This is a genomic window from bacterium, from assembly GCA_017744355.1.
GTDB lineage: Bacteria > Cyanobacteriota > Sericytochromatia > S15B-MN24 > UBA4093 > JAGIBK01.
This window is the reverse complement of record JAGIBK010000002.1, coordinates 581,946-605,804: the sequence shown is the minus strand read 5'-3', so window position 1 is coordinate 605,804 and position 23,859 is coordinate 581,946. Positions and strand designations below refer to the sequence as shown.

Sequence of the window (23,859 nt, the reverse complement as noted above, 5' to 3'; positions counted from 1 at the left end):
CCGCTTACCAGATGCGGATACGGTCCTCGGGGCGCTTGAAGAGCTTGTCGCCCATCTTGAGGCCGAAGGCGTCATAGAAGGCGTCCAGGTTCGTCACCACGCCGTTGGTCCGGAACTGCTCGGGCGAGTGGGGATCCGAGAGCAGGCGCGTCTTGAGCCACTCGTCGCGGCTCTTGGAGCGCCAGACGCGGGCATAGCCGTAGAAGAAGCGCTGGTCGGGCGTCAAGCCGTCGAGGCTCGCGGCGGGGCGATCGCCGAGCGAGCGGTGATAGGCCTTGAGGGCCATGGCCACCCCCGTCAGGTCCGCGATGTTCTCGCCGAGGGTCAGGCGCCCGTTGACGCGCTCGCCGGGCAGCGGCTCGTAGGAGTCGTACTGGGCGATGAGGCGCCCGGCCTTGGCCTCGAAGGCCGCCTGGTCGCCCTCGGTCCACCAGTCACGCAGGCGACCGTCGCCGTCGTAGTGGCGGCCCTGGTCGTCGAAGCCGTGGCTGATCTCGTGGCCGATCACCGCGCCGATGGCGCCGTAGTTGTAGGCGTCGTCAGCCTTGGGATCGAAGAAGGGAGGCTGCAGGATGGCGGCGGGGAAGACGATCTCGTTGCCCAGGGGGTTGTAGTAGGCGTTCACCGTCTGAGGCGTCATGTGCCAACGCGCGCGATCGACGGGCTTGCCGGCCTCGGCCATGTCGCGCCCGAAGGCGAAGCGGCTTGCGCGCATGATGTTGCCGATGGCGTCGTCGCGGCGCACGACCAGGCCGTCGTAACCGCGCCACTGGTCGGGGTAGCCGATCTTGACCGAGAACTTGGAGAGCTTGTCGAGGGCGGCCTTGCGGGTCTCGGGGGTCATCCAGGAGAGGTTCTCGAGGCTCTCGCGGTAGACCGCGAGCAGGTTCGAGACCAGGGTCTGCATGCGCGCCTTGGCCTCGACCGGGAAGTGCTTGGCAACATAGCGCGCCCCGATGGCTTCACCCAAAGCGTCGCTCGTCATGCCGACCGCCATGCGCCAGCGCGGGGGCATGGCCTGGAGGCCCTGCAGGCGCTCGCCCTTGAAGCGATAGTAGGCCTGCTGGTAGGGCTTGCCCAGGTACTCGGCGTAGTTGTCGAGCATGCGGCTGGTCAGGTAGGCCTTCCAGTCGGCCATGGAGGTCTTGGCGGCGAGCTTGGCGAAGCCCTTGAAGTAGCTGGGCTCCATCACGATGGCGCCGGACTTGCTCGGCATGCCGAGAGCCTGGGCGAAGCGCTCCCAGGGGAAGGCGGGGTAGTCCTTGGCCCAGGTGGCGCGCGGGGCGGGGTTGTAGGTCTTCAGCGCGTCGCGGCGATCGACCGTCGTCCAGTGCAGCTCGGCCAGAGCCGTCTCGAAGGCGAGGGTCTTCTTGGCGGCAGCCTCCGGCGAGGGAATCTTCGCCAGGCGGTTGATCTCGCTCAGGTAGGCCAGGTAAGCCGCGCGAAGCGACTCGGCCTCGGGGCCCTGCTTGAGGTAGTAGTCCCGATCGGGCATGCCCAGGCCCGACTGGGCCCAGAACACGACGTTGGTGAGGGGATTCTTGGGGTCCGCATCGACGCCGGCCACCACGGGGCCAGGCACGCCGATCGCAAGCAGGTGAGCAAGCTCGGTGGCCACGTCGTCGAGGCGCTTGAGGCCCGCGATGCGCGTGAGGTCGGCCTTGAGGGCGGCGAGGCCCCGGGTCTCGGCGGTCTTCTCGTCCAACAAGGCGGCGTAGAAGTCGCCGATCAGGCGGCTGTTGCGGTCGGTGCCGGGCGTGGCCGCCGCGGCCTCGAGGAGGGCGCGCACGTCCACTTCGGACTTCTCGCGCAGCAGCATGAAGGTGCCGTACGAGCGCTTGTCGCCGGGGATCGCGGTGGCGTCGAGCCAGGCGCCGTTGACGTGGCGGAAGAGATCGTCCTGCGCCCGGACGGCGGGATCGCCGCCCTCGACGGGCTGAGCCAGGGCGGGGGCGCAGAGAGCGGCGAGCAAAGCGATCGCCAGGAAGGTGCGTTGCTTCAAGATAAGGGCATCTCCTACGAACGGGGGGACGGTAATCGCTCCATTCTATCCTCCCTGACGCCATCGCGGGGAAAGAGGGGCACGATCCGGGCGAAAGGCCGCGCTTGGGGTAAGATCGGATCGTGACCGTCCAAGCAAAGGAGCCAAGTCGTGTCGAACGCCTACATCGTGGACGCCCTGCGCACCCCGCGCGGTCGCGGCAAGGCCGAGAAGGGGGCCCTCAGCCGCATCCATCCCCAGGAGCTGCTCGCCCAGGTCCTCCAGCCGCTGGTCGAGCGGCAAGGGGTCGCCGCGGCGGACGTGGAGGACGTGATCGTCGGCTGCGTCTCCCAGGTGGGAGTGCAGGGGGCGAACCTCGCCCGCAACGCGGTCCTGACGGCCGGCTGGCCCCAGGAGGTGACGGGGGTGACCCTCAACCGCTTCTGCTCGTCGGGCCTCCAGGCCGTCAACTTCGCCGCCATGGGCGTCATGGCGGGCGTCCAGGAGCTGGTGGTCGCTGGCGGCGTCGAGAGCATGTCCCTGGTGCCGCTCGGCACGGACCAGGGCGGGCTGGACGGCAACAACCCGACGCTGCGTCAGCAGCTCGTCCAGGTCCCCCAGGGCATCAGCGCCGATCTGATCGCGACCCTCGAAGGCTTCTCGCGCGAGGACGCGGACCGCTACGCCCTCTCGTCCCAGGCGCGCGCGGCCGAGGCCATCCGGGACGGGCGCTTCGCACGTAGCCTGGTGAGCGTGCGCGATCCGCTGAGCGGCGCGATCGCCCTAGCAGCCGACGAGCTGCCCCGGTCCGAGACCACCCTCGAAGGGCTCGGCGAGCTCAAGGCGTCCTTCGAGGCCATGGGCGCCATGGCGCTCGGGCCTGCCGGCGAGACCCTGGACCAGCTGGCGCTGCTGCGCTACCCCCAGGCGGGTGCCATCCGGCACGTCCACACGGCGGGCAACTCGAGCGGCCTTGCGGACGGTGCCGCCGCCGTGCTCCTGGCCTCCGAGGCTTACGTGAAGAACCATGGCCTCAAGCCGCGCGCTCGCATCCGGGCCATGGCCACCCAGGGCTCCGAACCGGTCCTGATGCTGACCGGCCCCGAGCCCGCCACCCGCAAGGCGCTCAAGGCCGCCGGCATGCGCCCCGAGGACGTGGACCTCTGGGAGATCAACGAGGCCTTCGCCTCGGTGGTGCTCCAGGTGATGCGCGCCCTCGAATTGGACCCTGCGAAGGTCAACGTCAACGGGGGCGCGATCGCCCTCGGCCATCCCCTCGGCGCCACCGGCGCCATGCTCTTGGGCACCGCCCTGGATGAGCTGGAGCGGCGCGGGCTCGGCACGGCGCTCATCACCATGTGCATCGGGGGCGGCCAGGGCATCGCCACGGTCATCGAGCGGGTCTAAGCATCTCCGACCAAGGCAGGCCCGTGGTGACCACGGGCCTGCCTTGAACGATACGGTTCTCAGGCGCACGAAACCCGCCGGCCCCGAGCCTTGAGGCTCGGGGCCGGCGGGGCGTCTCAGCGCATCCTGCGGATGGCGTTGTTGCCGCGATCGGAGACGTAGATCTGGTCCCCGACCCCGAGCGCGACCCCGTAAGGCTCGCGCAGGCGGTTTGCGCCGCGCCCGTCGCTGAAGCCCGCGCTGCCTCCTTGGCCTGCAGCCGTCATGACCTCCCCTGACGGCGTGACCATCCGGATACAGTGGTTGCCGCTGTCCGCCACGAACAGCTGCCCATGACGGTCGAGCGCAACGCTCGTGGGCCGGTTGAACTTGGCCGTCGTCGCGTCGCCGTCCGCGTAGCCAGCCGTCCCTGCCAGCCCCGCGTAGGTGGTCACCTGACCCTGGGGCGTGAGCTTGCGGATGCAGTGGTTGCCCGTATCCGCGATGTAGAGGTTGCCCTTGGCGTCCGACACGATCCCCGTCGGCTGCCTGAAGGCGGCCTGCAAGCCCGTCGCGTTGATGAAGCCTCCCGACGAGTAGGGCACGTACATCCCGGCGAGCTCGACGACCTGCCCATTCACGGTGACGGCCCGGATCAGGTGGTTCTCGGTATCCGTGACGGCCACCGTCCCGTCTGGCAGGACCGCCACGCCCATCGGCTTGTTGAAAATGGCGGTCTGAGCGCTGCCCGACGCGAACGAGGTAAAGCCCAGCTGGCCTGCGAAGTCGCCGACCACGCCGAACCGGCCGATGCCGCCCCGGGTGATGGCGCGAATCTGGTTGCGACCCTGGTCCGCCACCAGGACCCGGCCGTCGCGAGCGAGGCTGACCCCGTAGGGAGCCAAGAAGGCCTGCGGCGAGATCTCCTCGGACTGCGTCGCGGTCTGGGAGTACGGGATGCCGGCGAAGGTCGTGATGCTGCCGGACGCATCCAACATGCGAATCAAGCGGTTGCCCGTATCAGCGATGTAGACGCTGCCGCTCGCGTCGCTCGCCAGACCTGCCGGAGCGTTGAAGCGGGCGCCGGTGCCCATGCCGTCGGCGTACCCCCCGGCTCCGCCTGCCCCCGCCACGGTCTCGAGCCGGAAGGGAACGAACAGCTCAAGGGACTGGGTGGCGACCACGCTCCGGCCGCGGAAGTCGATGCTCGCCGACGCGACGGCGAGCGTGCCCGCCCCCTCGCGGGCGATCGCCGTCACCTGATAGACGTGCTCGGGCTTGAGCGAGTCGAGCGCGAAAGCCGAGGGGACCTGGGCCGGAGCGTAGGAGCCCGACGCGAGCAGCCCGCGCCCCTGGGGGCCCAATTCGTCCACCCGCACGTCCAGGCGCTCGTAAGAGCTCGAGCCCATCACATCCAGGCGAACGGCGCTCTTGGGGAGCGACACGACCGGGGGCGGAGTGGGCTGCGGGGGCGAGTTCTGCGCTTGGTGACACCCGAGCGCCACCAAGCCGACTCCGATGGAAAACGACAGAAGATAGCGACGCATCATGCCTCCTTCGCCTCTGAGGCTCGCTTGCTATCTTCGTCATCAAGGGGCCAACGAACAAGCGCTAGAGGGGCAAAGGTTTTCAGCCATCTTGGATGGCGGCAGGCGATCGGCGCGCCATGAGCCGGGAGAAGGAGGCGGCGGCATCGGCAAATGCTCGCTGGCCTATTTTGCTCGGCAGGTTTCTGTGATACCAAATAAGAAGGTGATTTATATCATAAAAGATATAGTCATCACCTTCACTCGGAGACCCCAACGACCGGAGGAGGGTGACACCATGCAGGATTTCGACCCGGCAGGTGGGAGCGAAGCCCCGTTCGATGCTTTGGCGGATGGCGCCATCGCCTCGCGACTCGTCACGGTCGTGCAGAAGCTCTCGCAGGCCCGCAGCATCCAGGAGATCCAGGCCATCGTCAAGCGAGCCGCCAGGGCGCTGGTGGGGGCCGATGGGGCGACCTTCGTCCTACGCGAAGGGGACTGCTGCTTCTACGCGGACGAAGATGCGATCAGCCCGCTCTGGAAGGGGCTACGCTTTCCGATGGAGAGCTGCATCAGCGGCTGGGCCATGCTCCATCGCGAGGCCGTCGCCATCACGGACATCTACGAGGACCCGCGCATCCCCGTGGACGCCTACGCCCCCACCTTCGTCAAGAGCCTGGTCATGGTCCCCATCCGCCAAGAGAGCCCGATCGGGGCCATCGGGGCGTACTGGGCCTCGACGCATCGAGCGAGCAACGCCGAGATCCGGCTCTTGCAGATCCTGGCGGATACGACGGCCGTGGCCATCGAAAACGCGACCCTCGTCACCGAACTCGAATGGCGGGTGCGCGAGCGCACCGCCGAGCTCGAAAGCATCAACCGCGAGCTCGAAGCCTTCAGCTACTCCGTCTCGCACGACCTTCGCACCCCCCTCACGGCGATCGCGGGGTACGCGGAGATCCTGGCCGAGCAATTCGACGATATCCTGCCTGCGAGCGGCCACCAGTACCTGGAAGGAATCCAGCGGGAGGTCACGCGCATGGGCAAGCGCATCGCCGATTACCTGCTCTTGGGCCAGTCCAGGCGCACCGAGCTCCACCGCGAGGAGGTGGACCTCACGGCCCTGGTCCAGGAACTGGTCGCCGAGCAGAGCGCCCTGCATCCCGAGCGCCGTATCAAGCTGCGAATCGATGCCGATCTGCGCGCCGAGTGCGATCGCAGCCTGATCCACGGCGTGCTGGAGAACCTCGTCTCGAACGCCGTCAAGTTCTCGGGTGATGCCCCGATCGCCTACCTCGACGTGGGCCGGACGGAAGCTGTGGGCGAGCAGGTCTTCTACGTGCGCGATCGCGGGGTCGGATTCGACATGCAGGACGCCGAACGTCTCTTCACGCCCTTCGAGCGGCTCGCCACGGCCACGCCCTTCGCCGGGACCGGGGTGGGGCTTGCGACCGTCAAGCGCATCATCGAGCACCACGGCGGCCGCGTATGGGCCCACTCCGCCCCCGGCGAGGGCGCCACGTTCTTCTTCAGCCTGCCCGAATCCAGGCTGGCAAACCCTTAGGTATTCGAAGCGCCCTTCTTGTACCGCGGCTCGTAGAGCTGGACGGTGATGCCGCCAGGGGCGGTGAAATAGGTCACCTGGCCATAGCCGCGGGCCTGGACGTCCGTCGTGAACTCGACCCCGCGCGACTTCAGATCGGCGACCGTCCCATGAATGTCGTCGCAGTAGAACGAGATGTCGTGATCCCCCGCGCTGCTCGGATCATCCACCGGGTGAACGCCCAGGTCCCCTTCCTTGAAATCGAAGATCCACCACCCCTCCCCGACGTCGCTCCCGGGCAGCTTCACCTTGTCCCGGAAGAACGCCCGCGTCGCCTCGGGGTCCGACGAATAAAAGAGTCCATGGATACCTCGGATCATGCTTCCTCCAAAATAAACGGCGTCTGGCAAGCGAGCTTTCATCGTACACGCTCATCGGCGAAACAATCGGCCGGACATCGTCGCGCCGAGCGACGCACTGGCCGTGTGCGGGGTCTCGCTTGACCACAAGGTGGAGCTCTCTCTAGAGTGTAGGGGCCACCCGGCCGCCAACCCGGCCAGGGTCCCGCTTCGAGCCGCCTCGCGTGAAAGCAGGTTTTTACCATGGTCCCCCTTTCGGTTCTCGATCTCGCGCCCATCGTGCTGGGCGGCACGGCTGCCCAGTCCCTGCGCAACACGCTCGACCTGGCGCGGCAGGCCGAACGCTGGGGCTACCATCGCTACTGGCTGGCCGAGCACCACAACATGACGGGCATCGCGAGTGCCGCCACCGCCGTGGTCATCGGCCACGTCGCCGGCGGCACCTCGACCATCCGCGTCGGCGCAGGCGGCATCATGCTGCCCAATCACTCCCCTCTGGTGATCGCCGAGCAATTCGGCACCCTGGCAACGCTCTACCCGGACCGGATCGATCTGGGCCTGGGACGCGCCCCTGGCACCGACCAGGCCACGGCCCGCGCGCTGCGCCGATACCTGGCGGGCAGCGCCGACAGCTTCCCTGAGGACGTCCTCGAGTTGCAGGGCTATTTTCGCCCCGCCGAGCCGGGCCAGGCGGTACGAGCCGTGCCGGGCGCGGGCCTGAACGTGCCGCTCTGGCTGCTGGGATCCAGTCTGTTCAGCGCACGACTGGCCGCCGAGTACGGGCTGCCTTTCGCGTTCGCTTCGCACTTCGCCCCCGACTACCTGCTGGCTGCCTTGCGGCTGTATCGTGCTGAGTTCAAGCCATCCGAAGCGCTCTCGAAGCCCCACGCCATGGTCGCCGTCAACGTGTTCGCAGCCGATACCGACGCCGAGGCCTGGCGGCTGTCCACCTCTATCCAGCAGATGTTCGCCATGCTGCAACGCGGTCGCCCCGGCCCGCTGCCACCGCCCTTGGAGAATGCGACCGAGGGATGGACGGATCGGCAGGCCCTTGCAAACGGCCCCCTCGCGGTATCGGTCATCGGCACGCCCGAGACCGTTCGCTCCGGCCTGGAAAGCCTCATCGCCCAGACGGGCGCCGACGAGCTCATCGTCACCTCGCACATCTTCGAGCACGCCGCGCGACTGCGCTCATTCGAGCTCATCGCCGAGGCCTGCCACCCCGAGAGAATGGCCTGACCCATGCAACATCTACGCTTCGACAACGCCTTTGTCCGCGACTTGCCCGGTGATCCGGAAGAAAGCCTGCGCCGACGCCAGGTCCAGGGGGCCCTTCACTCGCGGGTTTCTCCTACGCCCGTGCGCGCCCCGCGCCTGATCGCAGCCTCTTCTGAAGTCATCGCTCTGCTCGGCATTGCGCCCGAAGCGATCGCCTCGCCGGAGTTTGCACAGGTCTTCGGCGGGAACGCGCTGCTCGACGGCATGCAGCCCTATGCGGCGAACTACGGCGGGCACCAGTTCGGCCACTGGGCCGGGCAACTCGGAGACGGGCGGGCGATCACGCTCGGCGAAACCCTCAACGCTCAGGGCGAGCGCTGGGAGCTACAGCTCAAGGGCGCGGGCCCAACACCTTACTCGCGCCGCGGCGACGGTCGGGCCGTGCTGCGCTCGTCGGTTCGCGAGTTCTTGTGTAGCGAGGCGATGCACCACCTCGGCGTGCCGACCACCCGCGCGCTCAGCCTCGTCGCAACCGGTGACGAGGTCGTGCGGGACATGCTCTACGACGGCCACCCCCGGCCCGAGCCAGGTGCGATCGTCTGCCGCGTTTCGCCGTCTTTCATCCGCTTCGGCAGCTTCGAGCTGCCCGCGTCGCGCGGCGAGACGGACCTGCTCGCGCGACTGGTCGACTTCACGATCCGGCGCGACTTCCCAGGCCTCGCCACCGAAGACGTGAGCACCGACGAGCGGCGCGCGGCTTTCTTCGCCCAGGTGTGCGAGCGCACCGCGCAGATGGTCGCCCACTGGATGCGGGTCGGCTTCGTCCACGGGGTGATGAACACCGACAACATGTCCATCCTCGGCCTCACCCTCGATTACGGGCCGTACGGCTGGATCGACGCCTTCGATCCCGACTGGACCCCCAACACGACCGATGCGCAGGAGCGTCGCTACCGTTTCGGCCAGCAGCCCCAGATCGCCTACTGGAACCTGGGGCGGCTCGCGAATGCGCTGGCCCCGCTCTTCCCGTCCGTCGAACCGCTCTATGCCGGCTTGACGCGCTACGTCGAGGCCTTCGACCAAGCCAACCGCGAAAACATCGCGGCCAAGCTGGGCCTCGCCGACTGCCTCGACGAAGACATCGAGCTGATGGAGGTATTGCACGCCTTGCTCCATCGGGCCGAAGTCGACATGACCCTGTTCTTCCGCGCCCTGAGCGACGTCGACCTCGCAGCACCCTCGCTGGCGCCGTTTCACGAAGCCTTTTACGACCCAACCAAGATGGCGGATGCCGAACCGGCGTTCCTGGCTTGGCTGAAACGCTACGCCGCGCGCTGCGAGCGCGACCCATCTACGCCGACCGAACGGCAGGCGCGGATGAAGAGCGCGAACCCGCGCTACGTCTTGCGCAACTACCTGGCCCAGCAAGCGATCGATCTGGCCGAGCAGGGGGATGAATCGCTCATCCGAGAGCTGCTCGAGGTGCTGCGCCGGCCCTACGAGGACCAGCCGGACCAAGCGCGCTTCGCGCAGCGCCGGCCGGAATGGGCGCGCCATCGGGCGGGATGCTCGATGCTCTCGTGCAGCTCGTAAGGGGCCAGCCTGGCGGCTATTGACGGCGGGGAAACACAGGGGTAACCTGCTTAGCTTACGTCCGAGCTTTCCGTCATAAAGAAGGAGCCCCCATGAACGCTCGTTACGCGACGCTGCTCCTGGGTCTTCTCACCGCCGCGCCGGCCCTTGCGGCCGAACAATGGGCACCGGCCACCAAGACCCAGGACTGGTCATCAGCCCCCACCACCGAGCGCCGATCCCTCGAAAATGAGCGTTTGAGCCCCGCCCTGAAGCCGGATGCCGACCTGACGGGGACCTGGGACCTGCGCATCCCCGCGGCCGTGACCTACTTCAGCAAGGAAGCCAACTTGTACCGGCGCATCACGCCGGGGGCCGACCTGAACCGGCTCGTGATCAAGCCCTCCGGGGACTACCGCTGGGGCCGCACGACCGGCAAGCTCCGCGCCCTCAAGCCCTGGTTCGCCCAGCCCGATGTGCGCTACTTCGAGGTGAAAAACGCCCAAGGGACCTACGTCCTTTACGCCAAGACCGCCCAAGAGCTCGTGCTGCTCTTCGACGTGGGCGGATTCGCGGCCAAGGGCACGCGTTCGCGCTAGGCAGCACGCGCGATGAGCGGGTCGGCATGCCGACCCGCTCATCGTCCGATTTCGGACTAGGGGACGAAGACCGCGCGCACGCAACCGTCCTCCTTGTGCTTGAAGAGGTCGTAGCCGTGCGGGGCCTCGTCCAGTGAGAGCCGGTGCGTGAGCAGGAAGGACGAATCGAGCTTCCCCTCGGCGGCAAGTTCGAGCAAACGCGGCACGTAGTGGTGGCCGTGCTGCTGAGCGGTACGAACCGTGAGCCCCTTGTTCATGAGGGCCCCCATGGGGAAGGTGTCCATCACGCCGTAAACCCCTAGCACCGACAAGGTGCCACCCTTCCGGCACGCCAGGATCGCCTGGCGTAGGGCCGGGCCGCGATCGGTGACCACGTGCAGCGCCTGTTTGACCCGATCGACGGTGTAGTCGAGGGTGGTGCCGTGGGCTTCCATGCCGACGGCGTCGATGCAGGCGTCGGGTCCGCGCCCACCGGTCATCTCCCGCAGGGCCTCGACGACATCCACTTCCTCGTAATTCAGGGTCTCGGCCCCGATCTGCTCGCGCGCCAGGCGCAAGCGCTCGGGGAAACGATCGATCGCAATCACCCGCTCGGCCCCGAGCAGGAACGCGCTCTTCTGAGCCATGAGGCCCACGCCCCCGCAACCCCAGACCGCGACCACGTCACCGGGCTGGATGTTGCAGAAGTCGGCCCCCATGTAGCCCGTGGGGACCGCATCCGAGATGAAAATCACCTGGTCGTCGCGCAAGCCCTCGGGAACCTTGAAGCAGCCGTTATCGGCGAACGGGACCCGAACGTACTCGGCGTGAGAGCCCGCGTACCCGCCGAAGGCGTGCGTGTAGCCGAAGATGCCGGCGGTCGGGTATCCGAGCAGCGGCTCTTGAAGCTCCCAGCGGGGGTTCGTGTTGTCGCAGAGCGAGAAGAGGTCGTGCTCGCAATACCAGCAGCCGCCGCATGCGATGCAGGAGGGGACCACCACGCGATCGCCCTTCTTCACTTTGCGCACCTCGGGGCCCGTCTCCACGACCTCACCCATGAACTCGTGGCCGATCACGTCCCCCTCGCGCATGGTGGGCAGGAAGCCGTCGATGAAGTGCAGGTCGGAGCCGCACGTGGCGCTCATGGTCACCCGCAGGATGACGTCGTGAGGGTTGAGGATCTCGGGATCGGCCACCCGGCCCACCCGCAAATCGTTCACGCCGTGCCAGCAGAGTGCGCGCATGGGTCGTTCCTCCTCACTCGTCGCGGCCGTCGCCGCGACACGCGGGCTGCCGGCGCGTGGTGGGGATCTCGCCGGTCTCGACGAGGCTCTTGAAGCGCCGCAGCACCTTGCCCTCGATCGCACTCGGCACGACGCCCAGGACCTTCACGACCTGCTGGGCGATCGCCGCCCCGGGCGGGGCCATGGTGAGGCGCAAGAGGACCTCGGTGCCTTGATTGGCGGGTGCCGCTCGAAACTCGACCAGAGCCTCCACGGGCACCCGCGCCTCAGAGGAGGCCTTCCACCGCACCCGCTCGCCCGGCCTGTCCTCCACGAGCGCCATGTCCCATTCCAATCGGGTGTCCAGCGGGCCGTTCAGACGCCAATGCGCGCGATTGCCGTCGAGCTCCGTCACGGTGACGACCCCACCCAAGATCTGCTGCATGGTGCCGGGTTTGCGCCAGCGCCGGTACACCTCGTCGGCCGACTTACCGATGGTCACCGCGCTTGCGATCTCGACCACTTCGCCTGGCTTGAGACGCTCGCTCACGGCCTGGAACAAGTAGCTCTTGCCGCTCACCCCTTGCCGAATCAACTCTTCGCCGGCGAACGCCAACACGAGGCCCCCGAAAGAGCGCCGCCTCAAACCGCCCGTCAACAAGGCGCCCCCGAGGAGGATGGCCCCTGCGCGCCACAACCGACCGTCTTCGAGGCCCGCGCGCCAAGAGAGCGGTGTGGTGGTTGCGGGTTTGATGCGTGCTTCCGGTTGCTGTGCTACCCGTGGGCTCTGCATGTCCGCCCCTCCTTTCAGTCCTCGGCCATCGCCGGGGATCCCGGCGACCATGAGGCCCCCTGCTCCCCTCTGAGCCGTCGGCGCCATTAGAGCATCGAATCCTCCGGGACACGACAACGGGTCGTTCGGCTCAACAGTGGCAAACGCAGCCAACGCCCGTCGTTCGTACCGCACGACGAATGTTTTCAAGAGAGTTCGGCCACCGCATCCTTGCTGAAGGAAAGCAAAGGGCAATAGGGCTTCCCAGGCTTCCTTGACATTTACTTTTAAAAACTTCATAAATAAACAATAACAACCACTCCCTCGTCTCAGCGCGATTCAAAGGGGATGGCCATGCTTGAAATCCAGCGCATCCTCTTGGCACTGAACAGCATCGACCCGCGCCGCTCGGCGCTCGCGACCGTGGTTCATCTCGAAGGCTCGGGCTTCCGTCGGCCGGGTGCTCGCATGCTGATCCACGCAGATGGCACGATCGTGGGCGGGGTGAGTGCTGGCTGCCTGGAAAGCGACGTGGCCGAGCACGCCAAGCAAGCAATCGCGATCGCGACCTCACGGCTTGTCACGTACCACACGGATGATGACCCGGTGTTCGGGCTCGGCCTCGGCTGCGACGGTCACGTCAGGATCCTGCTCGAGCCTCTATCACTGCCGAGCACCTCACGCCATCTGGCCTTCCTCGCACAGCTCCTGCACCACCGTGGCTGTGGCGCCATCGCCACCGCCTGGGTCGAAGGTGAATCGCCGCTGGTGGGCCGTTGGCTGATCCGAGAGGGCGGGAGTGAAGGCGAAGGCGCCGCAGGCAGCGCGGTCGAGGCGGCCCACCACGAAGCCTCGGAGGTCCTCTCGGCAATCCGGCGGACGGGACGCTCGATGCATCGCAGCCGGCAGCTGCCGTGCGGCACCTGGCTCAGCGTGGAAGGGCTCGTGCCGCCCGTCTCGCTCATCATCTGCGGCATCGGGGCGGATGCGATCGCCCTTGCCGAGCAGGCCCGCCTCCTGGGCTGGCACGTCACAGTAGTGGACCATCGCCAAGGTCGGCTGACCCCCGAGCTGATGCCTTCAGCCGACCGTCTACTTTGTTTGGCCCCGCAAGACCTCACCGCGCACGTCGAACTGGACGAGCGGACCGCCGCGGTGGTCATGTCCCACTCCCTGACAGCGGATCGCGCCTTGCTCGAATCCCTCCTTGCCACTCCGATCGCCTACTTGGGGGTGATGGGTCCCAGAAAGCGCACCGCACGCCTACTGGACGGCTTGCCTGCCGCAAGTCCCTCCTCGCACGCGCTGTATGCGCCCGTTGGCCTCGACCTTGGCGCAGAGTCCCCCGAAGAGGTCGCGCTTGCCATCTGCGCCGAGATTCGCGCCGTCCTCGCCGGTCGTCGAGGCGGCTTCCTGCGAGAGCGCAACGGCTCCATCCACGATCGTCCCCTCGTCCCTTAGTGCCCATGCGGAGGTGCCTGTGCCAACCGAACCTTCAGCCGACGACGAGCGCGAATTCGCCAGCGAAAGCCCCGGTCTACGCCCTCTCGAAGAGCGAATGCCCACCCGCTTACCGGCAGCCGCCTTCACCCTGATCGAGGGTCCTGCTAAGGTGACGCTCCACGTCAACGGGCAAGACCATACCCTGAGCCTGGAGCCTCGGGTGACCTTGCTCGATGCCCTGAGAGAGCGTCTGCACCTCACCGGGACCAAGAAGGGCTGCGACCATGGCCAATGCGGCGCATGCACGGTCCTGGTGGACGGACGAAGGACCCTCAGTTGTCTGAGCCTTGCCATGTCGGTACAGGACACCCGGATCACCACCGTGGAGGGGCTGGCAGATGGTGAGCGGCTCCACCCGCTCCAGGCGGCCTTCTTGGCGCATGACGCCTTTCAGTGCGGCTTCTGCACCCCCGGGCAGTTGTGCTCGGCAATGGGGCTCCTCTCGGAGGGCCGTCCCCACGACGACGCGGCCATCCGTGAAGGCATGAGCGGCAACCTCTGCCGGTGTGGCGCCTACCCCAACATCCTGGCCGCCATCCGCGACGTACGCGACCAAGCCTGACGCGACAAGGAGCCCACCATGCAGACCTTTGCCTACGGACGCGCCACCACGGCCGATGTCGCCCTCGCCACCCTCGCCGAGCAGCCACGAGGGGCGTTCCTGGCCGGTGGCACCAGCCTCCTCGACCTCATGAAGCTCGGTGTCGAAACACCCGATGTCCTGATCGACATTTCGCGGCTGGCGGAAACCGCGCTGCTCGACCAGCGCGGGGGGATGCGCCTGGGGGCCCTCGCGCGCAACAGCGACGTGGCCGCGGACGCGCGCGTGCAGGCGCGCTACCCCATGCTCGCCGAGGCCATCCTCTCGGGGGCTTCGCCTCAGCTCCGGCACATGGCCACGCTCGGCGGCAACTTGCTGCAGCGAACCCGCTGCCTGTATTTTCGCGACACCCACGCCCCTTGTGGCAAGCGCACGCCCGGAGAGAGCTGCTCAGCGAAAGAAGGCACCCACCGCTCCCATGCGATCCTGGGCACGAGCGAAGCCTGCTTTGCAACCCACCCCTCGGATATGGCCGTGGCGCTTGTGGCCCTCGAAGCCATCATCGTGGTCCGAGGCCCCCAGGGCGAACGCCGGATCCCGATCGACGAATTTTACCTGCAACCGGGCGCAACCCCGCACCGAGAAACGGTACTCGCGCACGGCGAGTTCATCGTGGCGCTCGAGCTGCCGGCACTCTCTTTCGGCGAGGGCTCGCGCTACCTCAAGGTGCGGGATCGGGCCACCTACGAGTTCGCCCTCGCCTCGGCGGCCGTCGCCCTGGACGTGCAGGACGGGAGAATCCACCAAGCACGCGTGGCGCTCGGCGGCGTGGGGACCGTGCCTTGGCGGGCAAGAGCGGCCGAAGCGGCGCTAACGGGTGCTCCTGCGACCACCGAGGCGTTCGAGCGCGCAGCCCAGGCTGAACTGGCAAGCGCCTCTCCCCGACGGGACAATCGCTTCAAGGTGGCGCTTGCTCGCAAGACCTTGGTTCGCGCCCTGAGCGAGGTCGCCGCATCGAAAGGAGGCCGTGCATGACTCCCAGCATCGGGACCCCATTGGACCGGGTCGACGGCCGCCAGAAGGTGACCGGCACCGCCCGCTACGCCGGCGATTGGGATCTCACGGGCCTCGCCCACGGCGTCCTGGTGACAAGCCCGGTCGGGCCGGGGCGCCTCACGTCCCTCAACATCTCGGCTGCTGCCAGCGCCCCGGGCGTCCTTGCGATCGTGACCCATCGCAACGCGCATTCCCCACACGCCAAGCCATCCCAGTTCACGCCCCATCGTACGGACCACACCTACTCGCCCGACACGCTCACCGTGCTGTGGGACGCGGAGATCCACTATGCGGGGCAGCCGGTCGCTGTGGTGGTGGCCGAGACCCTGGAGCAAGCGACCGAAGCCGCCGCCTTGATCCGCCTAGAGGTGGAAGCACGCGCCCCTCGGTTGGACCTGGCGGCCCACTTGAATGAGGCCTATCCACCGGACCAGATCTTCGGTGAGGACCCGGATACCAAGCGTGGCGACTTCGAGGCCGGCTGGCATGCTGCCAACACGCGAATCGACGCCACCTACACGATCCCCTGGGAGCACCACAACCCCATCGAGCCTCATACCACCATCGCCAGCTGGGAGGGGAATCACCTCACCGTCCACGACGCCACCCAGTGGGTGTATGGCGTCCGGGCCGTACTCGCGCGGACCCTCGACCTGAAGCCCGAGCAAGTCCGGGTGGTTTCGCCCTTCGTCGGCGGCGCCTTCGGCTGCAAGGGCATGACCTGGCCGCACGTGGTGTGTGCCGCCCTCGCCGCTCGGGCGGTGGGGAGGCCGGTGAAGCTCGCGGTAACGCGTGCTCAGATGTTCGGGCTGATTGGCTTTCGCCCCACCCTGCACCAGCGCGTTCGGCTAGGAGCCACGAAAGATGGCAGGCTCACGGCGATCGGCCACGACGGCACCAACGGGGTCTCTGCCCTGGGGACCTTCGTCGAGCCCGTGGGGCAGACGACCCGGATGCTCTATTCCTGTCCCAACGTATGGGTGAGGCACCGGGTCGTGGACCTGGACACCCAGATGCCGACCTACATGCGCGCCCCGGGCGAAGCAACGGGCAGCTTTGCGCTGGAGTCGGCCATGGACGAGCTTGCGTACGCCTTGGGCATGGATCCGCTCGCGCTGCGCCTGGCAAACTACGCCGAGCGCGACGAGGTCCGAGACCTGCCCTGGTCGAGCAAGGAGCTTCGCGCCTGCTACCAGCAGGGGGCTGAGCGCTTTGGCTGGGCGCAACGGGACCCGAGGCCGGGGAGCATGCGCGATGGCCACTTGCAGGTTGGCTGGGGCATGGCCACGGCGACCTACCCGACGTATCGCTCGCAAGCAGCCGCCCGCGTGCGCATCGACGAAGACGGCAGGGCCCTGGTCCAGAGCGCCGCTCACGATCTAGGGACCGGCGCCTACACGGTATTGACGCAGGTGGCGGCCGACATGCTGGGCCTGCCGCCGGATCGGGTTCGCTTCGAGCTCGGCGATTCGGACCTGCCCGAGGCCCCCGTCGCCGGCGGTTCCCAGACCACCGCCAGCGTGAGCGCCGCCGTGGCGTTCGCCTCCAAGGCCGCACTCGATCAGCTTCGAGACCTGGCACGGCGCGATCCCGCCTCGCCCTTGCACGAAGCGGATCCGAACAAGCTCGTTGCCTCGGCGGGGCATCTGGTTCATACCGATTCACCAGAGCGCCGCGAGGCCTTTGGCGACTTGCTGAGGCGAAACGGCCTTCCTGCCGTTGTGGCAGAGCGCCGCTCCGTTCCCGGCGACGAGGAGAACCGCTGGTCCTCGCACGCCTTCGGCGCGCAGTTTGCCGAGGTCAAGGTCGACCCCGACCTTGGAACCGTCAGGGTCACGCGGTTTGTCGGCGCCTTCGCCGCGGGACGAATCCTCAACCCGAAGACCGCCCGAAGCCAGATGCTGGGCGGCATCACCATGGGCATCGGCCTCGCCCTGATGGAGGAAGGGGTGCGCGATCCGCGCTGGGGACGCGTCATGAACGCGGACCTTGCCAGCTACTTGATCCCGGTCCACCTGGATATCCCCCACATCGAGGCCTTCTTCGTGCCGGAGGAGGACCCGTACGTGAATCCCCTGGGGGTGAAGGGAGTCGGCGAATTGGGCATCGTGGGGGCGGGGGCTGCGATCGCCAACGCGGTGTTCCACGCGACGGGCAAACGCATCCGAGACCTGCCCATCACGGTGGAGAAGCTGCTTTGAGCACACCCCCGGGCATTGGCCTCGTGCTCCTGGCGGCAGGAGCCTCCACCCGGCTCGGACACCCCAAGCAACTGCTGCCCTTTCACGGGGCGACCCTCCTGCGCCACATGGCCGAGGTGGCCCTGGCCTCGCCTTGCCGCCCCGTGGCGGTGGTTCTCGGCTACGAGGCCGAACGCATGGCGCGCGAGATCTCGGATCTTGAGGTCGCGGTCATCGTCGAGCCAGGCTGGAACGCAGGACAGGGGCGATCGCTCTCGGCGGGCCTCGGGGCGCTACTCGCCAGCCACCCATCTCTGAGCGCTGTAATTGTGATGCTGGTGGATCAGCCGGCCGTCACCTCGGCTCACCTTGCCGCGTTGGTACGGCTTCACCAACGCGGCGCGCACTCCATCGTCACCTCGGCTTACGATGAGACATACGGGGTGCCGGCCCTCTTCGGCCAGGAGCACTTTCCGACGCTCTTGAAACTCGAAGGGCCCCATGGGGCCCGTCACGTGATCCGTCACGCAAGCGCCACGATCGCAAGCGTTCCGCTTCCTGGTGGAGATTTCGACGTGGACCTGGCGGAAGACCTGGCGCGTCTGTACGAGCCAAACTCAAACTTTAGGCGTTGAACCGAAAAGGCTGGATCCTGCCCTGTCGCTTCGACACTTCGTTTGGCCACGCTTCCAACTTTTCGAACTTCCGCGCAGCCGAAATCGTCAGCTACTAGGAGCGAGGGAATGTTGCTCCTGGGCATCGCCAAGAGCCCCCTCTACTCGGAACTGGACACTGGCTATCTCATCTCGTATCTACATGCCTATGAACACTCCGCTCGCCTCATCCCCCCGCTACGCGCATCGGCTTTGGCCCGCGCTGGGCCTGGTGCTGCTCCTGCATGCCTGCGCGGTTCTCCCGCTCAGTGGTCCCGGCAGCCTGCCGGCGGCGCGACCCGTGAGCGGCCCATTTCGCGTCCATGCCCTGCCAGGCGGGCTGGATGACGTGCCGGTCTTCAACAGCAACAGCCCGGAGCTGATCCACGAGGCAGGCATTACGCTCTCCAGCTTGCCGCCGGCTGGCTCCGATGACGCGGGCGTTTTCTTGGACCATGCCTTCGAAGGTCGGTTCAGCGTCTTCTCGCACCACCTCGCCGACGTTTTCGTCGGCAGCACGCAGGTCCTGCACCTGGTGCTGGTCGCCCACAACCACACGGATCGCACCGTGACGCTCCGCCAGCAACGCGGCGCGAGTCGTGTCACGCGCCCGGAGGCGCCCTTCAAGGCACTCGAGTCCTTGCTGGACGATCCGACGGGCACCATCTACGCGGGGCCGGGCGATCGCGTCGCCACCGAATTTCTGCACGGCCTGACGAGCCAGGACAGCCGCACGGTAGGGCCGAACACCAGTGCCTTGCTCGCCACCTGGGCGATCAGCCCCGACGTCACGGCTGGCCGTAACGAGCGCTCCACCCTGCTGCACCTGGAAAGCGACGGCCCCGTCTACCTCACCGAGGTTGCCGTTTTGGCTCCGCCGAACCAGGTGCCGGATCTCGGGATGGTCCAGGCGGCCATCAACGCCAAGCGCCTCGCAGGCCCCCGGGACTCGGCCCCGACGGCCTACGACCCGGCCCAGCCGCCGACCGGCGGCGCCTTTCGCTACGGGCGGGTCGGTGGCATCAGCCAGGGCGATCGCTGGACGGGCACCCTCTTTGGGCCGAGTGGGCCTGCCTTGCCCGCTCCTGGCGAGCGCGTAGGCTTCCCCATCGCGAGCGTGGTCCTCAACCACCTGGGCACCGGTCAGATCCAGAGCGCGCCCATGCGCAAACGCTACCCGGACACGGCTTACCAGGCGCATGGCAACTATGGGGTGACTTACAACCTCACCATTCCGCTCGACAATCCCGATGACGCGCCGCGTAGCTTCACGCTCGGGCTCTCCAGCCCCCTGAAACTCCAAGAAGGCGCCACGCTCAGCTTCGCCCCACCCGAAGGCCGACGTATCCACTTCCGAGGCCAGGTGCGGCTCGAATGGCAGGATGAGAAGGGCGTGACGCAGACCCGCTTTCGCCACCTGGTCCTGCATGACGGCGAAGACCTTGCACCCTTCGAAACAATCACGGTGCCGGGACGCTCGCGCCTCGAACCGCGCCTGACCCTCATCTATCCGGCGGACTGCACCCCGCCCCAGATGCTGATGGTCGGACGCATTTGAGTACTTCACCCTCGCCGCCCCTGAACGCCCAATAACCGCGTAAAGGACACCGTCTTGCCCCCGTTCTGGCCGCCGCGAAAGATGGCACGGCCATCTGAAGCCCTGGGGTTCCGGCTGGTTCAGGACACATGTCCTATTCGAGCTGCGTGGATCGCGTCTTTAATCAGAAAGTCACCGATTCAGGGGGAACACCATGCCAGGGATCTTATTTGCCTTGTTGGGCGGCGCCTGCCTCATGCTGCAAGGCGTGGCCAACGCGCGGATCGGCCACGACATCGGCGTATGGCAGACCGCGGCGTTGACACAGTTGACCGGTTTCCTCGTGGCGTTGGCGATCGCGATCGCCCTGCGCGAAAGCGCCTGGCATCCGTTCAGGCAGGTGAAGCCGTTGTACTTGACGGGGGGTGCCTTGGGGGCTGTGATCGTGTTCAGCAGCGTCACAGCGGTTCAACAGATCGGTGTTACCATGACGGTCGCCGTGCTCCTGATCGCCCAGTTGAGCCTGACGGTCCTGGTTGACCTGAACGGCTGGTTCGGCGTCGTGAAGCAGGCGATACGGCTGCCGCAGTTCATCGGCATCGCCATGATGATCGCAGGCGTCGTGATGCTGAGGGGATGAATGCACGCAACGCCGAGCGCAAGAGGGGGGTGATAACGAGCCTTGAGAGAAGTCAAAGACAGCGCACAACTGAATCAATACCTGCAGGCTCATCGGATCACATCCGTCTTCCCTGAGCGCCTGCAACCGCATCTGGCCCTCTACGACTTCGAGCGAGGCGATCTCATCTGCTCCCAGGGGGCACCCGCTGAAACCCTGTACGTTCTCGTCAAGGGCAAGGTAAAGGTCTTCAACACCTCGGCGGAGGGCAGGTCGCTCATTCTCTCGTTCAAGAAGCCGCTCGACTTGATGGGCGACATCGAGTACGTCCATCGGGAGAACATCCTCAACACGGTCGAAGCCGTCTCGCCCGTCTCGATGATCGGGGTGCATTACCAGTGGCTGAAGGCCTACGCGAGCGACCATGCGCCGTTGCTGCAGTTCTTGCTGACGACCATCGCCGCGAAGTTCTACCACATGGCAAACGCCATGAGCTTCAACCTGATGCATCCCGCAGAGGTACGCCTGGCGAGCTACTTGCTATCCGTCTCGTTCGACGAGGCCGACGCGCCGCTCGACGGATCAATGAGCGCCGTCCACCTGACCGATACGGCAAACCTGATCGGCACCAGCTACCGGCACCTGAACCGGATCATCCGTCAGTTCTGCGCCGAGGACGTGATCGAGCGTCACCGCGGAGGCATCCGCGTCAAGGACCGGGACCGGTTGAGCGCACTGGCCGGTCGCAACATCTACGAGTAGGACATGACCGCGTAGGGAGAAAACGAATGCTGTCGGGCCTGTTATCAGCACTCATCGCCGGTTCGCTGGTCAGCGTGCAGAATATCTTCAACAGCAAGGTGAACGAGCACGTCAGCTCGTGGGCCACCACCGCATGGGTGCTGGGCCTCGGCGCCCTGGCGTCACTGGTGCTCGGGTTGGTCCTAGAGGGTCCGCAGATGTTTGCCCTGAAGGGCATGCAGCCCTGGTACTGGGGCAGCGGGATTCTTGGGGTCGGCGTGGTCATCGGCCTGGTGCAGAGCATCAGGCGGTTGGGCCCCACCTATGCCGTCTCGATCGTGATGGCCGCCCAGCTCGCCTTTGCCGTGTTGTGGGACGGTATGGGTTGGTTGGGAATGGCCCCGGTCCCCATTTCGCCCAAACGGCTGCTCGGGGTGCTGGTCATCGTCGGCGGCGTGCTCGTCTTCAAGCTGTGCGGTACGCAAAAGTCCGCCACGTCCCCCGAGCCAGCCGGCGTCCGCTGACGCCACACCCCTCATGCCGGATACTCACTCGACGATACCCAGGGAGAAACGCTCGTGAAGAAATACCGCAATTTGCTGTTTGATGTGGATGACACGCTGCTGGACTTCGGTGCGGCCGAGCGCCTGGCCTTGCGCTTGTTGTTCGAGGAACACGCGTTTCCCTTCACGCCGGAAACGGAAGCCGCCTATCGGCGTATCAACCAGGAGCTCTGGCACTCCTTCGAGAGAGGCGTCATCACGCGCGATGAGGTGCTGCACTCGCGCCACTCGCGCCTGTTCCTGGAATTCGGTCGAGAGGTCGACGGCGCGGAGCTGGACAGGAGCTTCAGCCGTCACCTCGAAGCGGGCAATCAGCTCGTGAACGGGGCACTCGAGCTGATCGTCGACCTGCAGGCCGACTACCACCTGTACCTCGTCACCAACGGCGTTTCTCACATTCAGGACAAGCGCCTGCGGGGATCGGGGCTGCACCCGCTGTTCAAGGGCATCTTCGTGTCGGAAGACACGGGCTATCACAAACCGATGAAGCAGTACTTCGACTACGTCTTCGCGCGCATTCCGGGCTTTTCAGCCAAGGAAACCCTGATCATCGGCGACTCCTTGAGCGCGGACATTCAGGGCGGACACGGCGCGGGCCTGGACACCTGCTGGTTCAACCCCGGCGCAAAGCCCAACGCCAGCGCGGTGGTGCCGACCTACGAGATTCGAGAGCTCGACGAGTTGCCTCGGATCCTGGGAGCGGGCCGCCCATCCAGCCAGATGCCGATTCGGTAACGCGCGAAAGCGCATCACCACCAAGTAGCGCGCGAGCCGGATTTCCGACTTGAGGCCTGGTGCTTACTTCAGCTTGCTGATGGCGCTTTCCAGCGTATCGGTGAAGACCACCTGACCCCGCTTGTTGCTCTCCCAGATGAAGTCCCGAAGGCTCTGACTCGTCACCTCCGTGAAGTCGCCAAGGACGATGAGCCGCATTTTGTAGTTGGAGACTTTCTGCAGCATGTCGCCCGCAACGCCCGTTCGCAGTTCGAAGAATTGCGCGTCCAGGTATGCTGCCTTGAGGGCGACGGTATCGCTCGGACTGTTCATCAGGACCTCGAGCAGATCCGCTCCGGTCCGAAGGGGGAGCGCGAGTTCTTCAATCAGGGAGATGCTCCCTTTCTCGCTGTTCACCAGGGTTGCCTTCATTGCCCCTCCTTCGATTCAGAAGCGTATGCAAGCCAGCTAGAATTGTACCGTTCCCGGATCCCTGGACACAATCGAGCGATAGGCAGCATCGGGCGGTACAATGTGGGGGCAGACAGCAACGGCATCAAGGAGTCTCCCCATGCGCCAGGACGGCAAGATTGATTACGTCGAGTTCCCAGCGACCGACCTTCCGGTCGTGAAACAGTTTTACGCCACGGCCTTCGGCTGGTCTTTCATCGACTACGGTCCGACGTACGCGGCGCTCGATCCATCCGCCGGCCTCGACGGCGGCTTCGACGCCACGCCCGAGACCCCGCTCACCAAACCCCTCGTCATCATGTACGCCACGGATCTCGAGGCCATGGAGACCAAGGTGCGCGCCGCGGGCGGCACCATCACCGTGCCCATCTTCGCCTTCCCGGGTGGGCGCCGCTTCCACTTCCAGGACCCTGCGGGCAATGAACTGGCCGTGTGGTCGGACTCCTAGGCAGCACGTAAGCGAGAACGACGCACAGGCTCACGCGATACGTCGCGCCTTCAACACCATGTCCTGAATGGTGATGGGGCGTCCCGCCCGGTCCGTGACATTTTGCGGTCGCGTGCCGCTGAAGAGGATCTCCCAGCTACCGGGAGCTAGCAATGCTGCCACCTCCTCTGCCGTGAAGTACAGGTCGGGGACCGGTGGCCGGCCGATCGTGGTCTCTCGATCGGAAGAGTGATGGGCGACCATGAGCAGCGTGCCTTTTAGCCGTACGGCCTGAGCGAGCCGCCCAAAGAGCGCCGCGCGCTCGGCAGGTGGGACGTGCACGTAATGCAGCGAAACCAAGTCGTATGCGTCCGCTGGCGGCTGCCAAACGAGCATGTCGGCTTGAACCCAGCTCACCTGGTGATCCGCATCGGCTGCGCGAGCGCGATCGAGCGCAACGTTCGAGAAATCGACCGCCGTCATGCGCCATCCGCGGTTCGCGAGCCAGATCGCATCCGAGCCCTCGCCGCAACCAACATCCAAGGCCGTCCCGGGCTCGAGGCCCTCAATTTCTTGAGCCAAGAAGGGATTCGCCTCACTGTGCGCCGCTGCATGACGGTGACTGTACATCCGGTCCCAGAACGCCGCATCAAATCCTTGGTCCATACCCTCTCCTTCGTGTCGTATCGAAGCAAC

Annotated in this window: 23 protein-coding genes; 16 read left to right on the top strand and 7 right to left on the bottom strand. The window is 66.4% G+C overall.

Translation table 11 applies throughout. From position 1 onward, the window contains the following. Window positions 1–4 precede the first annotated feature (4 nt). Complete coding sequence (locus J7643_08375; GenBank protein ID MBO9540592.1) at window positions 5–2,002, bottom strand: M13 family metallopeptidase; 1,998 nt, start codon at window positions 2,000–2,002, stop codon at window positions 5–7. Window positions 2,003–2,152: 150 nt separating this feature from the next. Here J7643_08375 and J7643_08370 point away from each other — a divergent pair, with 150 nt between their 5' ends. Next, window positions 2,153–3,388 carry an acetyl-CoA C-acetyltransferase gene (locus tag J7643_08370; protein ID MBO9540591.1) on the top strand — a complete coding sequence of 412 codons (1,236 nt, stop codon included), beginning with the start codon at window positions 2,153–2,155 and terminating at the stop codon, window positions 3,386–3,388. A 116-nt stretch (window positions 3,389–3,504) separates the two neighbouring features. Here the strand turns inward: J7643_08370 and J7643_08365 are convergent, their stop codons facing one another. After that, window positions 3,505–4,914: a hypothetical protein gene (locus tag J7643_08365; GenBank protein ID MBO9540590.1), complete on the bottom strand. Its 1,410-nt coding sequence runs from the start codon at window positions 4,912–4,914 to the stop codon at window positions 3,505–3,507. A 277-nt stretch (window positions 4,915–5,191) separates the two neighbouring features. On the opposite strand from J7643_08365, the gene J7643_08360 reads away from it, so the two are divergent. Next, window positions 5,192–6,457 (top strand): GAF domain-containing protein, encoded by a 1,266-nt coding sequence (locus tag J7643_08360; protein MBO9540589.1) that lies wholly within the window; start codon window positions 5,192–5,194, stop codon window positions 6,455–6,457. Here J7643_08360 and J7643_08355 read toward each other — a convergent pair. Beyond that, a complete protein-coding gene (locus J7643_08355; protein MBO9540588.1) occupies window positions 6,454–6,846 on the bottom strand; it encodes a VOC family protein in 393 nt (130 codons plus the stop codon). The two genes, J7643_08360 and J7643_08355, sit on opposite strands and share 4 nt — an antisense overlap. A 192-nt stretch (window positions 6,847–7,038) precedes the next feature. Here J7643_08355 and J7643_08350 point away from each other — a divergent pair, with 192 nt between their 5' ends. The 3 genes from J7643_08350 to J7643_08340 all read left to right on the top strand — a co-directional run bounded on the left by J7643_08350 (window position 7,039) and on the right by J7643_08340 (window position 10,184). Beyond that, window positions 7,039–8,034, top strand: a complete 996-nt coding sequence (locus J7643_08350; protein MBO9540587.1) for an LLM class flavin-dependent oxidoreductase — start codon at window positions 7,039–7,041, stop codon at window positions 8,032–8,034. A gap of 3 nt (window positions 8,035–8,037) precedes the next feature. Then, the gene (locus J7643_08345) at window positions 8,038–9,606 is read left to right on the top strand and encodes a YdiU family protein (protein ID MBO9540586.1); all 1,569 of its coding nucleotides are present in this window, start codon (window positions 8,038–8,040) and stop codon (window positions 9,604–9,606) included. Window positions 9,607–9,698: 92 nt separating this feature from the next. Next, window positions 9,699–10,184 carry a hypothetical protein gene (locus J7643_08340; protein ID MBO9540585.1) on the top strand — a complete coding sequence of 162 codons (486 nt, stop codon included), beginning with the start codon at window positions 9,699–9,701 and terminating at the stop codon, window positions 10,182–10,184. Window positions 10,185–10,240: 56 nt separating this feature from the next. Here the strand turns inward: J7643_08340 and J7643_08335 are convergent, their stop codons facing one another. Together J7643_08335 and J7643_08330 are read right to left on the bottom strand one after the other, a co-directional pair. Beyond that, complete coding sequence (locus J7643_08335) at window positions 10,241–11,407, bottom strand: glutathione-dependent formaldehyde dehydrogenase (GenBank protein MBO9540584.1); 1,167 nt, start codon at window positions 11,405–11,407, stop codon at window positions 10,241–10,243. Window positions 11,408–11,420: 13 nt separating this feature from the next. Next, on the bottom strand, window positions 11,421–12,179 hold the full coding sequence (locus J7643_08330) for an SRPBCC family protein (protein ID MBO9540583.1): 759 nt from the start codon (window positions 12,177–12,179) through the stop codon (window positions 11,421–11,423). Window positions 12,180–12,512: 333 nt separating this feature from the next. On the opposite strand from J7643_08330, the gene J7643_08325 reads away from it, so the two are divergent. From J7643_08325 to J7643_08280, 10 genes are all read left to right on the top strand, one after another. After that, window positions 12,513–13,619, top strand: coding sequence for an XdhC family protein (locus tag J7643_08325; GenBank protein MBO9540582.1), 1,107 nt, complete (start codon window positions 12,513–12,515; stop codon window positions 13,617–13,619). Between the two features lie 97 nt (window positions 13,620–13,716). Continuing rightward, entirely contained in the window at window positions 13,717–14,223 is a 507-nt protein-coding gene (locus J7643_08320) for a (2Fe-2S)-binding protein (GenBank protein MBO9540581.1), read from the top strand. An 18-nt stretch (window positions 14,224–14,241) separates the two neighbouring features. Further along, the gene (locus tag J7643_08315; protein MBO9540580.1) at window positions 14,242–15,237 is read left to right on the top strand and encodes a xanthine dehydrogenase family protein subunit M; all 996 of its coding nucleotides are present in this window, start codon (window positions 14,242–14,244) and stop codon (window positions 15,235–15,237) included. Next, a complete protein-coding gene (locus J7643_08310) occupies window positions 15,234–17,459 on the top strand; it encodes a xanthine dehydrogenase family protein molybdopterin-binding subunit (protein MBO9540579.1) in 2,226 nt (741 codons plus the stop codon). Before J7643_08315 ends, J7643_08310 begins: the two co-directional genes overlap by 4 nt. Before the next feature lie 14 nt (window positions 17,460–17,473). Then, window positions 17,474–18,073: a nucleotidyltransferase family protein gene (locus J7643_08305; GenBank protein MBO9540578.1), complete on the top strand. Its 600-nt coding sequence runs from the start codon at window positions 17,474–17,476 to the stop codon at window positions 18,071–18,073. 187 nt (window positions 18,074–18,260) lie between these two features. Beyond that, on the top strand, window positions 18,261–19,649 hold the full coding sequence (locus tag J7643_08300; protein ID MBO9540577.1) for a DUF3370 family protein: 1,389 nt from the start codon (window positions 18,261–18,263) through the stop codon (window positions 19,647–19,649). Between the two features lie 193 nt (window positions 19,650–19,842). After that, window positions 19,843–20,268, top strand: coding sequence for a DMT family transporter (locus J7643_08295; protein ID MBO9540576.1), 426 nt, complete (start codon window positions 19,843–19,845; stop codon window positions 20,266–20,268). A gap of 42 nt (window positions 20,269–20,310) precedes the next feature. Further along, on the top strand, window positions 20,311–21,009 hold the full coding sequence (locus J7643_08290; protein MBO9540575.1) for a cyclic nucleotide-binding domain-containing protein: 699 nt from the start codon (window positions 20,311–20,313) through the stop codon (window positions 21,007–21,009). A 26-nt stretch (window positions 21,010–21,035) separates the two neighbouring features. Then, window positions 21,036–21,512, top strand: a complete 477-nt coding sequence (locus J7643_08285; GenBank protein MBO9540574.1) for a DMT family transporter — start codon at window positions 21,036–21,038, stop codon at window positions 21,510–21,512. A 54-nt stretch (window positions 21,513–21,566) separates the two neighbouring features. Beyond that, entirely contained in the window at window positions 21,567–22,286 is a 720-nt protein-coding gene (locus J7643_08280; protein ID MBO9540573.1) for a YjjG family noncanonical pyrimidine nucleotidase, read from the top strand. 63 nt (window positions 22,287–22,349) lie between these two features. Here the strand turns inward: J7643_08280 and J7643_08275 are convergent, their stop codons facing one another. Beyond that, on the bottom strand, window positions 22,350–22,697 hold the full coding sequence (locus tag J7643_08275) for a DUF4180 domain-containing protein (protein ID MBO9540572.1): 348 nt from the start codon (window positions 22,695–22,697) through the stop codon (window positions 22,350–22,352). A gap of 139 nt (window positions 22,698–22,836) precedes the next feature. Between J7643_08275 and J7643_08270 the strand changes: the two genes are divergently transcribed. Continuing rightward, complete coding sequence (locus J7643_08270; protein MBO9540571.1) at window positions 22,837–23,184, top strand: VOC family protein; 348 nt, start codon at window positions 22,837–22,839, stop codon at window positions 23,182–23,184. Window positions 23,185–23,214: 30 nt separating this feature from the next. Here J7643_08270 and J7643_08265 read toward each other — a convergent pair whose 3' ends face one another. Beyond that, on the bottom strand, window positions 23,215–23,829 hold the full coding sequence (locus J7643_08265) for a class I SAM-dependent methyltransferase (GenBank protein MBO9540570.1): 615 nt from the start codon (window positions 23,827–23,829) through the stop codon (window positions 23,215–23,217). Between the last annotated feature and the right edge of the window lie 30 nt (window positions 23,830–23,859).